The sequence below is a fragment of the Novosphingobium sp. UBA6272 genome (assembly GCF_002440635.1).
Lineage (GTDB): Bacteria > Pseudomonadota > Alphaproteobacteria > Sphingomonadales > Sphingomonadaceae > Novosphingobium.
Genome location: NZ_DJUW01000006.1, coordinates 95,189 through 110,180, shown reverse-complemented (window position 1 = coordinate 110,180; position 14,992 = coordinate 95,189). Strand labels below are relative to the sequence as shown.

The following is a 14,992-nucleotide window of genomic DNA, read 5'->3' as shown; positions in this document are numbered from 1 at the left end:
TGCTGCCGCCGCCGAGGCCGAGGGGGTCGGCTTCGATGTAGCGGCCGGTCATCGGGTCGTAGTCGCGGTGGTGGTTTTGGAATAGGCCGCTGGCGCCGTCGCGCCACTGGCCGGGATAGCCGAGATCGAGCGGATCGCCGCCGGCCAGCAGCACCCTGTTGCCCCAGGGATCGCGGGTTACCGATGAGACCACCGCGCCCGCAGCGTCGGTCAGCAGCAGCGGCTCACCCAGGTGGCCGGTGGTAATCCAGGTGTAGGTGGGGCTGGCCAGGGGCCCGCTGATCATGGCCAGCGGCATGGCATCGAGCCAGACGAATTCGCGCACCAGCGCGCCACTGGCGGCATCGTATTCGGCCAGCAATTCGCCGTCGTCGCCGTAGAGATAGTGCCGGTCGCCGCCAGCTTGCGAGGAGGAAGCGACGCGCTGTTCGCGCCAGTCATAGGCATAGGATGCAACTACCGCGCCGCCCGCGCTTACCGCCGTCAGCCGTCCGCGCGCGTCATAGCTGTAGCCGATCGAAGCGAAACCGGGGCGGGTGATTTCGGTCGTTCCGCCGGCCGGATCGTAGCTGTAGCTGCGCGCCAGAACGCCTGCGGCATCACGCACTTCGGCGAGGCGATTGGTCCCCGGTGCCAGCGTGGCCACATCGCTCGCGCTGATGCCGCCCACGACCCGGTCAACCCGAATCCGGTTCGAATTGGCATCCCAGGTGTAATCGTCGCTGCCCCACGGCCCGCTGGCGCTGTCAAGCCGGCCTGCATCGGTATAGCTGTAACTCGCGGCGCGCTGCGGGGCGGCGGTGTCGGCCACGGCAGTGACCCGCCCATTGGCATCGCGCGACAAGGTCATACCGAGCAGCGGACCCGCCCCGCCGCTGAGTTCTATCCCGGTTAGCCAATAGTTGCCATCATGGCTGCGGGTCAGGGTCAGCCCATTGCCTTGCAGCCAGCCGGATAGCGGACCGAATGGCTTGTAGGCAATTGCCCCGGCGAGTTGGATGGTCGGCCCGCCAGCATAGGCCAACGCCCGGACTTTGGTTACACGCCCATCTGCGGCGCGGACATATTTGACGATATGGCCCGACGGATAGGTAATGGCGGTTACCTGGCCGTTGGCATTGTAAGCATAGGAAAATGAATAGGCACGCGGTCCGATCGTCTTCGACCGTTGCACCACCCGGCCCTGGGCATCATAGACCAACGCCTCTGCGCCCGATGGATCGCTGACCCCGGTAAGGCGGCCAATGCCGCGGTTCCCACCGGCTGTGGAATCCCACGAGTAGCTAAGGGTCTGCGATGCCAGGCCCGGTCCGGTTGATACTTCGGAGAGCAGCCGATCGGCGGCATCGTAAGCGAAGGCGGTTGTCACGCCCCTGGCATCGATGGTCTGGACGGTCCGCCCGGCCTCATCATACCAGTAGCGGATCTGACCGCGATCGGGACTGGTTTCCTGCACGGTCTGGCCGAAGCCATCGACCACTGTTGCGGTCGCCAGATTGCGGCCATCGCGGAATTCGGTCAGGTCGGCATCGAAGGTCGTGTAGGCAAAGTTTTCGGTTTCATTCTCTTCATTGGTGGAGGTGACCGGTCGGTCGAACCGGTCAAAGGTGGTTGTGGCCGACTTGCCGCGGGCATCGGTGCCGGAGACCGGATTGCCAACCTTGTCATAGCCGATCTGCCAGGTTTGCCCGCCAGCGCCGACACTGCGCAGCAAGCGGCCCAATTCATCGAATACCCGGGCCGTCTGGCGCTGGACCGTGCCATCGGCGGAATGGGTTGAATCGAGCACCGGCTGACCCGCCGCGTTAAGCTGAAACAGGACGTATTCGCCGCGATCATTGGTGATCTGCGTGACCCGGTTTGCCCCGTCATAGCTGTAGTCCAGCCAGCCGCCGGTCGGCATGGTCAGGCGGGTCAGATTCCCCGCCGGGTCATAGGCCATGGCATATTGCGATTGACCGGGTCCGGGATCGACCGTGACGGTCAATGGGCGGCCCAGCGCATCATAGGTCAGCACCGTGTCGACGCCATTGGGGTCGCGGACCGTCAGCGGCTTGCCCATCGCGTTGCGGGCCAGCACCTGGGTGACTTGGCCGAGCGGATTGGCGTGGGTCTGAACTTGGCCGGCGCCATCGTAGGTCATAACCTCGCGGTCGGCAGGGCCGGGCAGTGGGCCGTCGACCGCGAGCAACTGGCCGGTCGGCAACCAATCGTAGCTCCAGGTCCGCGTGCGCCCGCCGGTGGGATAGGGAACCGTGATTGCGGTGGTGTCGGTCAGCGTCAGGCTGGCCAGCTTGCCGGCCGAATAGCTGCGGCTTTCGGTCAATCCCTGACGGGTGATCGTCACGGGCAGGTTGAGCAGCGGATCATAGCCAAGGGTCGTGGTCCGCGCGGCGGGGGTGCCGGCGGCCTCGGTCACCGCAGTGGTGCGGCGCTGGCTGTCGTAGCTGAAGGTTGTCTGGCGCAGCAGCGGGTCGGTCTGCGACGTCAGCGTGGCGCTTGCGGCGGCCGATGGTGGCAAGGCCACTTTGGCGTTTGTATGGCAGGACAATCGTATGATCTACGTTTGTGCGGTAAAACGCTTCGAGCAGGCTCAACAAGGGGCGACAGCCCTTCTATCGACCTTCCTAAGGAGGATACCGAGCTTATAAACTAGATCTCAGTCGTGCGCGTAGGGGATAAGCGAGATCTTTTATGATTTCCGCTCTTTAGTTCTTTTATTTCCCCTGCCAGATCTGGGATTTTTCCTGATAGAATTCTCATTTCACCACTCAGAACCATTGCATTTTCTTCAACGATGCTTCTTGTTTGATTGGACGCAGCATTTGTGGCGCTCAGCGATGCTCGAGTAGATTCGGCGGTTCCGCCAATGATGCTCTCACTTCTCCTCGCAGCAGCCTCACAGCGCTCAACAATATTCTTAATATCCGCCTCTCTCTGTGCCATTTCAGCGGCGATCCTTTGTGTTTCGGTTAGGGCAGCGGCTGCGTCAGCTCTGTCCGCAGCCATTACTTTGTTAATGCCGAGCAAAAGCGTCCATGGTCCTAGAAATGCGAGCAGAAGCAGCCCCAAGGGACTGCCCAGAAAATTAGATAGATTCGTCCACATTTGAATAAATGCAGCCGGGATCGCTGTGCCCTCAAGGACCACTTTGCCTAACGCTTCGCCAGCGAAGTAAATAAGCAAGGCAGCAGGAATTGACTCGGGTCGCTTGATGACGCGAAGCCCGTGCCGAGCGCGTTCTTGGAGAAGTATGTCCATGCAATTTTGTCTCCCACAATCCCGCAGGGAAGTGTAGTCTATTTGAGCCAGCGCCTGCTGTGCTTGAATTTGCAAGAGCCAAAGGGACAATTGCCCTCCTTTTCGGCGCACCGCAAATCGCGGCGGCGCTGTTCGAGTTGCACGATCCAAGTCGCGCCGCCTCGACCCTGGATGAGCCACCGCCAGCCGCCGCCCCGCCGCCGCGAGCCAGAAGCATTTGCTGGACCTGCTGAAGCGCGCCGTCCCGCAAGAACTCCCGCTCCGCACAAGCGCTAGAGCTTGCCTTGACCCGCGCTTGCGGCCAATCTTTGCACCCCAGCAGCGGAAGGCGTTTTCTCTTGACCGACCAGCCAATCAGCATCGAAAACCGCGGCGCAATCGAGGTCGTCAGCCTTAATCGGCCGGACAAGCTCAACACCATGAACGAGCCGCTGATCCAGGCGCTGCTCGATTATTTTACCGGGCTGCGCGAGCGGACGGCTGTTCGGGTGGTGGTGCTGAGGGCCGAGGGACGGGCGTTCTGCGCCGGGCTCGACCTGACCGGCTGGGCTCCGCGGCCCGATGCCAGCGCGGTCAGCCAGTCATGGCGGACCCAGCGGATGATCGCGGCGGTGATGCAGGCGATGCGCAAGTGCCCGCAGCCGGTGATCGCCTGTGCGCAAGGGCCGGCCTGCGGCGGCGGGTTCTCGCTGCTGCTGGCCAGCGACGTGCGCTATGGCGCGCCGGACCTCAGGATGAACGCCGCCTATATCAGGATCGGCCTCGGCGGCTGCGACATGGGGGCGAGTTATTTCCTCCCGCGACTGGTCGGATCGTCGGTGGCGAGCGAATACCTGCTGACCGGCAAGTTCATGAGCGCCGAAAAGGCCTTGGCTTGCGGCCTGATCAGCGAGATCGTCCCGCATGAGGAACTGCTGGACAAGGCGCTGGGCCTGGCCGGGGAAATGCTGCTGACCAGCCCGATGGGGCTGCGGCTGACCAAGGATGCGCTCAACCTCAACATCGATGCCGGCAGCATGGAGCACGCCTTCGCGCTGGAAGACCGCCAGCAGGTAATGCTGGGCCAGGCCGGCGACTTCGCCGAAGCCAAGGCGGCGTTCTTCGAGAAGCGCGCGCCGGATTGGCAGGATCGCTGACCAGTTTGCGCTTAGGATCTGAAGCGTCGGGGTGGGACCAAAGCTTCCAATGGTTCACGCAGAGGCGCAGAGAAGAAAGCAGAGGCGCAGAGGGGTAGCGCAAGGCGCCGAAGGCGCGCTCGGTCGAGACCCTGTCGTTGACGGAACCCTCGGAATCGAAAGCGGCTTTGCCGCAAAAGCTTCCTCTCTGCGCCTCTGCTTTCTTCTCTGCGCCTCTGCGTGAACCCAATCAATCCCAACCGTGCGACCAAACTGAACGACCGATCAGCCCGCCTGGCTGCGCCCGCGTTCCATCACCGCCTTGCGCCGTTCTTCGACCTCACCGCTCTTCACCTGCGCATTGCGGGCGGAAGAGGTGCGATGCTCGTGTGCCATCGCCTCACCGAAGGGTAGTGCGTAGCCCTGATCGATCAGCGCCTTGTAGGCCTGGACCATGGCCGGGTCGGCGCTGGCGATATCCGCGGCGAGCTTCTTGGCCGCAGGCAGCAATTCTTCGGCTGCGACAACCAGATTGACCAGTCCCCAGGCGCAAGCGGTCTGGGCGTCGAGGAAATTGCCGCTGAGCGACAGTTCCTTGGCGCGGGCAATCCCGATCATCCGGCTGAGCTTCTGGCTGAGCCCCCAGCCCGGCATGATCCCGACCCGCGCGTGAGTATCGGCGAAGCGGGCGTTTTCGGATGCGATCAGCACGTCGCAGGCCAGTGCCACTTCGAATCCGCCGGTGATCGCCACGCCGTTGATCGCGCCGATCACCGGCTTGCGGCATTGCTCGATCGCCTTGACCGGATTGGCTGCCGGGCTCTCGGCATTGGCCGCGCCTAGGCCCTGCTGGCCCAGCTCCTTGAGGTCGAGCCCGGCGGTAAAGGCCCGGGTCCCCGCCCCCGTCAGCACCACCGCGTGGACGCTGTCGTCCGCGTCGAGAGCTTCCATCGCGGCGGCCAGTTCGGCCCGCAGCGCGGATGAAAGCGCGTTCATCGCCTCGGGCCGGTTCATGGTGACGACGGCTACCGGGCCATCGCGTACGACTGTTACCAGCATGGCCTTACATCCGTACCCGCGCGCTTTGCCCGTCGTCGATCCGGATCGTCGCCCCGGTCACGCATTCGCTGCTGGGGGCGACGAGGTAGAGCAGGGTCGAATCCATCTGTTCGGGCACCGGCACGCGCTTGCGCGGCAAGTGCGGCGCGGGATTTCCGCCCATCCGTTCGAACATACCGTCGGTCATCTCGGAAACGAACATCCCCGGCGCGATCGCGTTGACGTTGATATTGTAATGCGCCCATTCGACCGCCAGCGCCTCGGTCATCCGGGCGATCGCGGTCTTGGTCACGGCGTAGAGCGCAGCGCCGCCGCCGTCATAGCGGAAGTGCGCGACGGAGCTGATGTTGACGATCCGCCCCGGCTTTCCCGCCGCGATCAGCCGCCGCGCCACTTCGCAGGCGAGGATCCACGGGCCGCGCAAATTTACGCCCAGCACCTGGTCGATCAGTTCGATGCTCATCTTGTGGGCGCGCTGGGCGTCCGGCATCCCGGCATTGTTGATCAGGATGTCGACCGTGCCAAACGTCGCCTCGCCCGCAGCAACCGCGGCGATGATGCTGTCGGCATCGGTGGCGTCCATCTGCACGGCCAGCGCCTTGCCTCCGGCGGCCTTGATCTTGCCTGCCAGCGCTTCAAGCCGGTCGATCCGCCGCGCGGCCAGCACCACCGCCGCGCCCTGGCTGGCCAGCACTTCGGCGAAGCGCGCGCCGAGCCCGGAGGAGGCACCGGTGACAAGGGCGACGCGGCCGGTCAGGTCGGTCGAGGCATTGGGCAGGGGGTATTCGCTCATCGCAGGCTCTCCCATGGGCAGGTTTGCAATTTAACCGTTCGATTAAACCGCACCATGCATGGAGCAGGCCTGCTTGGCAAGGTTCAGCCGGTGGCCGCCTCGACCACGTCGCGCAGGCGGTCCTTGCCGAACCACATCTCGTCGCCGAGGAAGAAGGTCGGCACCCCGAAGGCTCCGCGGGCAACAGCGCGTTCGGTGCTGGCGACCAGCTCGCCCTTGACCTCCGGATCCTCGACCAGCGCACCCAGCGCCGCGGCATCGAGCCCGGCGGCACTGATCACGCCGGCCCAGACGGCGGGATCGTCAAGCTTCAGCCCGTCCTGCCACAGTGCGGTGTACATCGCCTCGCGATAGGCCGGGCCGCAGCCCAGCCTATCAGCCGCGACCGCACCGCGCATCGCCAGCAGGGTATTGACCGGGAAATGCGGGTTGAACTGGAACCCGGTGATGCCGTGGCGGGCCGAGAACCGCTCCATCTCGAGCCGGTCGTAAGCCATCTTGGGTGCGACATGGCCATAGGACATCAGCGGCGGCTGGTTGCCGGTCGCCTTGAAGATCCCGCCGAGCAGCACCGGGACATAGCGGAAGCGGACCTGCCCCTGGGCCTCGATCGCCGGGATCGCGCGGTGGACGAACCACGAATTGGGTCCGCCGAAATCATAGAGAAATTCGATTTCCGTCATCACCATGTCTCCCCGTACGGGCGGATTTCATGTTCGAAAGTCCAGGCGCTCTTGGGCTGATTGTAAAGTGTCCAATAGGCATCGGCCACCGCTTCGGGCGGCATCAGCAGGTCCGGATTGGCGGCGAGCGCCTCGGCCCCGATCCGCTCAGTGACGCGCTGGCGGACCCATGCGGTATCGACCCCGGCGTCGATCACCAGGTGCGCGACGTGGATCCCCTGCGGCCACAGCTCGCGCGCGGCGCTTTCGGCGGTGGCGCGCAGCCCGGCCTTGGCGGCGGCGAAGGCGGCATAGCCGGGATTGCCGCGCAGGCCGGCGGTGGCTCCGGTGACGAAGATCTTGCCGTTCCCACGCGGCAGCATCAGCCGCGCCGCCTCGCGCACCGAGACGAACCCGGCAAAGCAGGCCATTTCCCAGACCTTGCGGAACACCCGGTCCGTGGTTTCGGTGAGCGGGAATTGCACGTTGGCACCAACGTTGAAAACGACCAGCGCCAGCGGGGCAATGGCTTCAGCCTCGGCCAGGAAGGCGGTGACATCCTCCGGTTCGCGCGCATCCAGGCTGCGCCCGGTGACCCCGCCGCCCAGCAGCGGTGCCAGCTTTTCGCCGTTGCGGCGACCCGCGTGGACGGCAAAGCCCTGCGCCGCGAATTTGCGGACGATCGCCGCGCCAATGAAGTCGCCTGCGCCAATTACCGCGACCGATTGCTGCGCCATGGTCATTTCCTTTCTGCCGGGATCACCGCGACGGTGAAGCGTGAGATGCAGACCAGCTTGCCAACCTCATCCTCGATCCGGATCGTCCAGACCTGGGTGGTCCGGCCCAGCGCCTCGGGCCGGGCGGTGGCATAGACCCAGCCCGCGTAAGCCGGGCGGATGTGGTTGGCGTTGATCTCCATCCCGACCGCGACAAACTTTTCCCGGTCCACGCACCAACTGGCCGCGACCGAGCCGATCGTTTCGGCGAGCGCCACCGAGGCACCGCCGTGGAGCCGCTTGAACGGCTGCTGGGTGCGCTGATCGACCGGCATCCGCGCGCGGATCCAGTCATCGCCGCAATCGACGAATTCGATGCCGAGATGGCCAGGCAAGGCATTCTCGCCCAGCGCGGTCATCGGTTCCAGAGGCGGCCGCGTGCCGCCCCACCAGATAGATGCGTTGCTCATTGCAACTGTCTGGCCCAGGCAAGGCAGGCTGTAAACCCGCCTAAAGCCCCAGCCCGCTCAATCCCGGACGATCGTCTGGGCGGCGACCCTGCGGCCAGTGGAACAAGCGTTCGTCTTGGGTGATCTCCAGATCGTTGATGCTGGCAAATCGCAGCGCCATATGGCCGCTTTCCGCGAACTCCCAATTCTCGTTGCCATAAGAGCGCCACCACTGCCCGCTATCGTCGTGCCATTCATAGGCAAACCGCACCGCGATGCGGTTTTCGGTGAAGGCCCAGAGCTCCTTGATCAGGCGGTAATCGTGTTCGCGCTGCCATTTGCGGGTCAGAAAGGCTTCGATCTCGGCCCGGCCTGTCAGGAATTCGTTACGGTTCCGCCAGCGGCTGTCCTCGGTATAGGCCAGTGCGACCTTGGCAGGATCGCGGCCATTCCAGGCGTCTTCGGCAGCGCGGACCTTGATTGCAGCAGTTTCGGCCGTGAAGGGCGGCAGGGATGGTCGGTCGGTCATTCGGGTTCTCACACAAAGGGCATGGCGAATTCGACCCGGATCCCGCCCGGAATCGCGGCGATGAGGTGATGGACGGCCGAGCCGGGGCGCATTGGTCCTGGGCCGAACTCTATGCTGACGCCGGGCCAGTCTGCAATGCGCTGGTGGACTTGCTCCAAACCCTCGGCATCGCGCACCCCCAGCGCCAGGTGGTGGAGGCCGACGTTGCGGCGCCGATCGAACGGGCTGCATGAAGCCGGATCCTCGACTTGCCACAAGGTCAGCAGCACGCTGCCATCGGAAACGAACCGGGCGGGATAGGCCGGCACTTCGCCGACCACCGAGAAGCCGAGCGCATCGCAGAAGAACGCGGCGGCCTGATCAAGGTCGGGCACGGCAAGGCCGACGTGATGGGCGCCGGTGGTGAGCGGCTCGGTCATCCTATTCCTTTCAGGGTTGGTCGCCGCGCAACCAGGCCAGCTCGGCCCGCAGGCGGGTAAGTTCATCGTTCATGGGTTGCAGGGCCGCTGCCATTTCGGCCTCGGTGAAGCGCGGGGTGATATGTTGCGGGCAGTTCCAGTCGAACCCGATCATATCGATCAGGTAGGCCCGCTCGGGCAGCGCGCGGTAACCTTCGGGCATCAGGCGGCTGAGCAGTTCGGGTTCGCCATCGGCGGTTTCGATTCGGGCATGGCCCAGGATCTTGAGGCGGCGGCGGTTGGGATAGTCCATCAGGAACAGCGAACAGCGCGGCTCGGCGGCGAAGTTGGTGGTGGTAACGTGCTGGCGGTTGCCGCGATAGTCGGCAAAGCCCAGCCGGTTGCCCTCCAGCAGCTTGAGGAACCCGGCCGGTCCGCCGCGGTGCTGGACATAGGGCCAGCCGTCCGGCGTCACCGAGGCGAGGTAGAAGCTGTCGCGCGCGGCGATGAATTCGCCTTCCTTGGCGGTCAGCAGATCGGGCAAGCCGTCTGCCCCGTCTTCCATCCGGGCATAGGCTTCGCGCGAACCGTCAGCAGCCTGCGCCGCGCGGGCGGCATCGCTGAACAGCGTGTGGACATAGTTGCGGGCCATCGCATCTTCCTTGTGAATGGTGGCGCGGTCCGCAGGGGGGGCGGGGGTGAGGCGAACCGCGCGAGAAGCTGAATAGATCGACCGATCGTCCGTGATAATATAGCTATCTTGGTGCATACTATTCCGATATTCGGAATAATATGGATCGCCTGTCCGCCTTTGAGACTTTCGCTGCCGTGGCCCGGGCGGGCAGCTTTTCCGCTGCCGCGCGGCAGTTACGCTGCTCCCCGCAAGCGGTGACCCGCAATATCGCCGCACTTGAGGCGCACCTTGGGCTGCGGCTGCTCCACCGAACCACCCGCGCGGTCTCGCTGACCGGTGAGGGTGCCGCGCTGCTGCCGCGGGCCGAGCGCCTGCTGACCGAACTGGCCGATACCGAGCGCGCCTTGCGCGGATCCGGGGCCGAACCAAGCGGCGAACTTTACGTGACCGCGCCGGTCGCTTTCGGGCGGCTACACGTTATGCCGGCGGTAACCGACCTGCTCGCCCGGCACCCCAGGCTCGATATTCGGTTGCTGCTGGTCGACCGCAATATCCGGATGGTCGAGGAGGGGATCGATGTGGCGGTGCGGATCGGCGTACTGTCGGATTCAGCGCTGCACGCAGTGCGGATCGGCACGGTGCGTCAGGTTATCGTCGCCAGCCCGGGTTACCTCGCCCGGCACGGCGCTCCGACCGAGCCAGCCGATCTGGCGCAGCATCACCTGATCGCTTCGACCGGACCGCGCGGCGCGGGCGAATGGCGACTGGGCGGGCGGCGCGATGCCAGCGATGCGGCGCGGCGGCGGCTGCAGGTCAACACCGTCGACGCCGCGCTGGCCGCCGCCGAGGCCGGGGTCGGACTGGCCAACTTCCTCAGCTATCAGGTTGCCGACGCGCTCGCCGCCGGGCGGCTGGTCGAAGTGCTGCGCCCGGACGAGCCGGAGCCGCTGCCGGTCAGCCTGCTGTTCGAAGCCGCCCGTTCGGCCGCCCCCGCCACCCGCGCCTTCGTCGAAGCGATGAAACAGCGGGCCGCAGAAGGGCGCTGGACCTGACGGCCGACCGGCTCAGGCGGCCTCGGTCACCTTCTTGCCGGCGCGAACCCCGTCGTAGAGGAATTCGCTGCCTTCGAGGTCGGTCTTGGGGATCTGCTCACGCTCGGCCCAGTAATCCTGGTTATGGCGCCATTCGGGCTTGTCGCCGCGCTTGGGCATGTTTTTCAGCCCGCGCATCAGATAGCTGGGGTTGAAGTTGTCGTTCTCGATCCAGTCGCCCAGCGGCATGTTGTGGTCTTCCTCGCGCAGCGCGACATCGACCCGCTTGGCGCCCTTGGCATCCATGTGGTTGAGCAGGTTGCAGACGAAGTCGCCGAGCATGTCGACCCGCAGAGTCCAGCTGGCACGGAAATAACCCATCACCCAGACCATGTTCGGCACCCCGGTGAACATCATCCCGCGGTAATTGACCGTTTCGTGCCAATCGACCGGCTGGCCGTCCACATAGAACGGAATTCCGCCCATCATCAGCAGATTGAAGCCGGTCGCGGCGACCACGATATCGGCCTCGATCTCGGTCCCGTCCTTGGTCCGCACCCCGGTTTCGGTGAAGGTGTCGATCTCGTCGGTAACAACCGACAGCTTGCCATCCACCGCCGCGCGGAAGATGTCGCCTTCCGGACAGAACGCCAGGCGCTGCTGCCAGACCCGGTATTTCGGCGTGAAATGCGGTTCGAACTCGAAATCGGGCTTGCCGGTAAAGGCGCGAACCAGTTCCTTCAGCTCTTCGAAGACCTGGTCGGGTTCTTCCTGGCAGCGCTTGGTCATCACGTCCTGATCATGCATGATCTGGGCGCGAACCACGCGGTGGATGGTCGGCTCGTCGATCCCGCCGGCCCGCAGCTTGTCGGCCAGATCGTTCTTGTTCTCGGCGCAGAAGAAATAGGTCGGTGAGCGCTGCAGCATGGTGACATGGGCTGCGTCCTTGGCGAACTCGGGAATCACGGTCGCCGCAGTGGCGCCCGAACCGATCACCAGCACCTTCTTGCCCTTGTAGTCGATCTTGGGGTCCCACAGCTGGGCGTGAACCAGCAGGCCCTTGTAATTGGCCATGCCCGGCCAGTCGGGCAGATAGGGCTTTTCGTGATCGTAGTAGCCCTGGCACATCCACAGGAAATTGGCGGTGAAGGTTACAGCGGCGCCGTCCGACTTGCGGACCGCCTCGACCGTCCAGAGGTTGGCCTTGCTATCCCAAGATGCCTTGGTGATGCGATGGCCGTAATGAATATGCGGGCCAATCCCGTTCTCCTCGATCACATCGCCCATGTAATCGAGGATCGCCTGAGCCGAAGCGATCGGCGTCCCGACCCACGGCTTGAACCGGTAGCCGAAGGTGTAGAGATCCGAATCCGAACGCACCCCGGGATACTTGTGGGTTTCCCAGGTGCCACCGAAGGTATCCTTCATTTCGAGGATCGCATAGCTCTTGCCCGGGCACTGTTCCTGCAGGTGGTAGGCCGATCCGATCCCGGAGATTCCGGCACCGACGATCAGCACATCGACGTGAGTGGCCTGGTCGGTGGCAACGGCAGCTGCAGCGACGCTCATCTTCGACTCTCCTCTTCCGCAGGTTCTTAATTGCGCGATTAAGGACCCATTCGCCGGAAAAGGGAAGCGGGTAATTGATGCCTGTCAAAGTCCGGTCGCTCAGTATCCGGCGAGCCAATCTGCCGAGTACGCTTCATCAAAGGCAAAGGCCGTGGCAACCGGCGCAACCCGAAACGGCGAGGTGCCTGCGGCCTGCCCGGTTGTGCCATCGACCAGTGCCGCAGTGTAGTTCCGTGACCCGAGGTCAATCTGATAGTCGAGCCGCTCGTGCGTTCGCCAGGGCTGCCCGTCAAAGTCGCCGGCGGCTTCCATCCGGCAGACCGCAACCTTTGACGCATTCGGATTGCTCGGCACATTCGGCCTGAACCCGATCCGAACCACACCGCCTCCGGGCTGGGAAACCGCAAAGGTATGGCGGGTCACCGCAAGAATTTCCGTTGGCGCGCGATTGTAGCCACTGTTTCCCGAACCAAGGGACAAGTCCGCTGCGAGGAGCTCGCAGTCGAAAGTCAGGCTGCGCATGCCGCGGATGCTGACCTTGAACGGAAACTCCGCGATCTTCGTCGCGCCTTGCGGGGCATGATACAGCCGCAACGCGCCATTGTAGTTGGGCAGGTCGGCATGGGTCTGCAGATTGAGCCGCTGCCCTCTGAAGCCCGCAATGGTGACCGGGCGAAGGTCTGCCGGACGGTTCCAGTCCGGCCCGATCGGGCGCGGCGTCAGGGTTCCCAGCAGCGATTCGAGAACCTGCTTCGGTTTGACGGGCTGCTTGGCCGAGGGATATCCGACTTCGCCCTGTCCGCTTTGCTGCGCGGCAGCCGGAATACCTGCCAGCCCTGCCGCCGCAGCCAGGGCTCCCAAGGCCAGAAACCGGCGCATCATGGCACCCTCCGCAGCGCCAGCAGCCTGGGCTTCATCGTCGCAAAGGGCACCGCGCCCGATGTCGCGTGGAGCTGGATCCGCACATTCTGACGCAGATAGTGCAGCGACGTGCCGTTATCCTGCATATCGTGGAGATAGGCGCTGTCCGCGTCGCCAGCCAGCTGCTCGACCCGGCCCCCGCCCGACATCCGGGTCATGCTGGCGCGGCTGGGCGCAACCTGCGCCGGATCGAGCCAGATCGCCGTGATGCGCAGCGAGTTGCTGCTGCCGTCGTAGACACAGCTTGCCATGCCATAGGCTTGCAGCTGCGCTGTATCAGGCTTGCCCGCTTCCACCGTGAAGCCCAGCTTGTCGGCGATTTCGGCCGGGGTGAAAAAGCAGACCTTGCTGGCCAGATCGTCCTTCGACAGCGCCGGTCCGGTAAAGGCCGGTTCGCTAGCCGCAAGCGACGGCGCAGGTTCAGTCGCAGCCGGGGCGGGCGGGGCATCGCCATTCCCCGCCCCGCAAGCGGCGAGAAACAAGAGCGGTACAGCAAGCGGCAAGTGGCGCATGGGGCGGCTCCATTGCAGTTTCTGCTGCCGTTTCAGCCTGAAGGCTGGCCTCTTGCGCTATCCAAATTGCTAGACCCTGCAAAATTCAGGCGATAGCCTGCGCGGCAGAGCCATGGGCAACAAGCTTACTCTCGACCAGTTCGACCGGACCGTTGCGGACATCTACGAATCCGCGCTCAATCCGGCGCATTGGGACGTGGCCATGGCAGGGATTATCAACCGCACCGCGCCACCGCGCTGGGACATCGCCTTCCTGCTGTGGGAGCGGCTGAACCCGCCGGGCGGACGCTTCGTCGGGGCCTTCGGGGTCGCCGAGTTCGCCCGCCAGGGCTACATCGCCGCCTTTGCCGGGCGCAATCCGTGGAGCCAGTATGGCCATGCCCAGCCGGTCGGCACGGTGGCCCACACTGATGCGCTGCTGAGCCGCGAGGAGTTCCGCGCCTCCGAACTCTATCGCAGTTTCCTGTGTACATGGGATATCGATTCCGCCTTGATCGGGGTGATCGACCGGGCCGGTCCGCAGCATCTCGGCCTGGTTGTGCCCGGCCCAGACAGCGGGCCGGTCGACAATCTGATCGATGCCGTTTCGCGCTATCTGCCGCATATCCAGCGCGCCACCCGGATCAGCCGCCGCCTGGGCGAGGCCAATCTGCGCGCCGCCAATGCCGAAGCTGCGCTTGAGCGGTCGCCTTCGGCAACGCTGATTCTGGGACCGGATCTGGAGCTGCTCTATGCCAACGGTCACGGCAACGAAGTGCTGGGCGGAGGCTATGGGGATGCGCGGGACGGACGGTTGATGCTGCGCGATCGCAAAACCCACGCGGCCCTGCTCGCGCTGGCCCGGGGTAAGGACCCTGCGCCCAGTCTGGCCTTTTCGATCGAGCCCCATGATCGCCCGGCGATGCGCGCGTTGGCGATGCGGATCGATGGGCCGATGGCGCAAACCTTGTGCGGCCCGATCGAAGGTGGGCGGGTGCTGCTGGTCGGCAGCGTCCATCCCGGTGGGATCAGGCAGGACGCGGTCAAACGCTATGTCGAATGGTTCGACATGACCCCGGCCGAAGCGCGGCTCGCCACTTTGCTGGCCGATGGGCGATCGCTTGAGGACGCAGCGACCTCGCGCGGGGTCTCGGTCAATGCCGAACGCTTCCTGCTGCGCGGGATCTTCGCGAAGACCGGGACCAGCCGCCAGAGCGAGCTGGTTGCGTTGCTGCGCGATGCACCTGGTGGCTGGGTCGATCCGGCCGGAACGGCTCCGACAATCGCACCCTAGCAATTTGGGTAGCGCCCTTGTCGGGCGAGCACGGCATCCCTGCTTTCCGATCGAATTGCCGGAGAAGCAG

16 protein-coding genes are annotated in these 14,992 nt (G+C 64.7%); 3 read left to right on the top strand and 13 right to left on the bottom strand.

Going from position 1 to position 14,992, the window contains the following annotated elements:
- Together B2V17_RS04860 and B2V17_RS04855 are read right to left on the bottom strand one after the other, a co-directional pair.
- On the bottom strand, positions 1–2,527 hold a 2,527-nt coding region (locus B2V17_RS04860; RefSeq protein WP_292995781.1), incomplete at its 3' end, for an RHS repeat-associated core domain-containing protein.
- 125 nt (positions 2,528–2,652) lie between these two features.
- Positions 2,653–3,351, bottom strand: a complete 699-nt coding sequence (locus tag B2V17_RS04855) for a hypothetical protein (RefSeq protein ID WP_292995779.1) — start codon at positions 3,349–3,351, stop codon at positions 2,653–2,655.
- A 248-nt stretch (positions 3,352–3,599) separates the two neighbouring features.
- On the opposite strand from B2V17_RS04855, the gene B2V17_RS04850 reads away from it, so the two are divergent.
- A complete protein-coding gene (locus B2V17_RS04850) occupies positions 3,600–4,397 on the top strand; it encodes an enoyl-CoA hydratase/isomerase family protein (protein ID WP_292995777.1) in 798 nt (265 codons plus the stop codon).
- 264 nt (positions 4,398–4,661) lie between these two features.
- Here the strand turns inward: B2V17_RS04850 and B2V17_RS04845 are convergent, their stop codons facing one another.
- The 8 genes from B2V17_RS04845 to B2V17_RS04810 form a co-directional block, all read right to left on the bottom strand.
- Complete coding sequence (locus B2V17_RS04845) at positions 4,662–5,435, bottom strand: enoyl-CoA hydratase (protein ID WP_292995775.1); 774 nt, start codon at positions 5,433–5,435, stop codon at positions 4,662–4,664.
- A 4-nt stretch (positions 5,436–5,439) separates the two neighbouring features.
- Positions 5,440–6,228: an SDR family NAD(P)-dependent oxidoreductase gene (locus tag B2V17_RS04840; protein ID WP_292995773.1), complete on the bottom strand. Its 789-nt coding sequence runs from the start codon at positions 6,226–6,228 to the stop codon at positions 5,440–5,442.
- Positions 6,229–6,311: 83 nt separating this feature from the next.
- Entirely contained in the window at positions 6,312–6,911 is a 600-nt protein-coding gene (locus tag B2V17_RS04835; protein WP_292995771.1) for a 2-hydroxychromene-2-carboxylate isomerase, read from the bottom strand.
- On the bottom strand, positions 6,911–7,627 hold the full coding sequence (locus B2V17_RS04830; protein ID WP_292995769.1) for an SDR family NAD(P)-dependent oxidoreductase: 717 nt from the start codon (positions 7,625–7,627) through the stop codon (positions 6,911–6,913). Before B2V17_RS04830 ends, B2V17_RS04835 begins: the two co-directional genes overlap by 1 nt.
- Before the next feature lie 2 nt (positions 7,628–7,629).
- The gene (locus B2V17_RS04825; RefSeq protein WP_292995767.1) at positions 7,630–8,076 is read right to left on the bottom strand and encodes a hotdog fold thioesterase; all 447 of its coding nucleotides are present in this window, start codon (positions 8,074–8,076) and stop codon (positions 7,630–7,632) included.
- Positions 8,077–8,116: 40 nt separating this feature from the next.
- Positions 8,117–8,584 carry a nuclear transport factor 2 family protein gene (locus B2V17_RS04820; RefSeq protein WP_292995765.1) on the bottom strand — a complete coding sequence of 156 codons (468 nt, stop codon included), beginning with the start codon at positions 8,582–8,584 and terminating at the stop codon, positions 8,117–8,119.
- A gap of 8 nt (positions 8,585–8,592) precedes the next feature.
- Positions 8,593–9,003 (bottom strand): VOC family protein, encoded by a 411-nt coding sequence (locus B2V17_RS04815; protein WP_292995763.1) that lies wholly within the window; start codon positions 9,001–9,003, stop codon positions 8,593–8,595.
- A 10-nt stretch (positions 9,004–9,013) separates the two neighbouring features.
- The gene (locus B2V17_RS04810) at positions 9,014–9,634 is read right to left on the bottom strand and encodes a pyridoxamine 5'-phosphate oxidase family protein (RefSeq protein ID WP_292995761.1); all 621 of its coding nucleotides are present in this window, start codon (positions 9,632–9,634) and stop codon (positions 9,014–9,016) included.
- Positions 9,635–9,774: 140 nt separating this feature from the next.
- Between B2V17_RS04810 and B2V17_RS04805 the strand changes: the two genes are divergently transcribed.
- Positions 9,775–10,668 (top strand): LysR family transcriptional regulator, encoded by an 894-nt coding sequence (locus B2V17_RS04805; RefSeq protein WP_292995760.1) that lies wholly within the window; start codon positions 9,775–9,777, stop codon positions 10,666–10,668.
- Positions 10,669–10,680: 12 nt separating this feature from the next.
- On the opposite strand, the gene B2V17_RS04800 is transcribed toward B2V17_RS04805, so the two are convergent.
- The 3 genes from B2V17_RS04800 to B2V17_RS04790 form a co-directional block, all read right to left on the bottom strand.
- A complete protein-coding gene (locus tag B2V17_RS04800) occupies positions 10,681–12,216 on the bottom strand; it encodes a flavin-containing monooxygenase (protein WP_292995758.1) in 1,536 nt (511 codons plus the stop codon).
- Positions 12,217–12,315: 99 nt separating this feature from the next.
- The gene (locus B2V17_RS04795; RefSeq protein WP_292995756.1) at positions 12,316–13,098 is read right to left on the bottom strand and encodes a hypothetical protein; all 783 of its coding nucleotides are present in this window, start codon (positions 13,096–13,098) and stop codon (positions 12,316–12,318) included.
- Positions 13,095–13,649 (bottom strand): hypothetical protein, encoded by a 555-nt coding sequence (locus B2V17_RS04790; protein ID WP_292995754.1) that lies wholly within the window; start codon positions 13,647–13,649, stop codon positions 13,095–13,097. The genes B2V17_RS04795 and B2V17_RS04790 overlap by 4 nt, the downstream gene beginning before the upstream one ends.
- A gap of 112 nt (positions 13,650–13,761) precedes the next feature.
- On the opposite strand from B2V17_RS04790, the gene B2V17_RS04785 reads away from it, so the two are divergent.
- Complete coding sequence (locus B2V17_RS04785; protein ID WP_292995752.1) at positions 13,762–14,922, top strand: helix-turn-helix transcriptional regulator; 1,161 nt, start codon at positions 13,762–13,764, stop codon at positions 14,920–14,922.
- Positions 14,923–14,992: the final 70 nt, after the last annotated feature.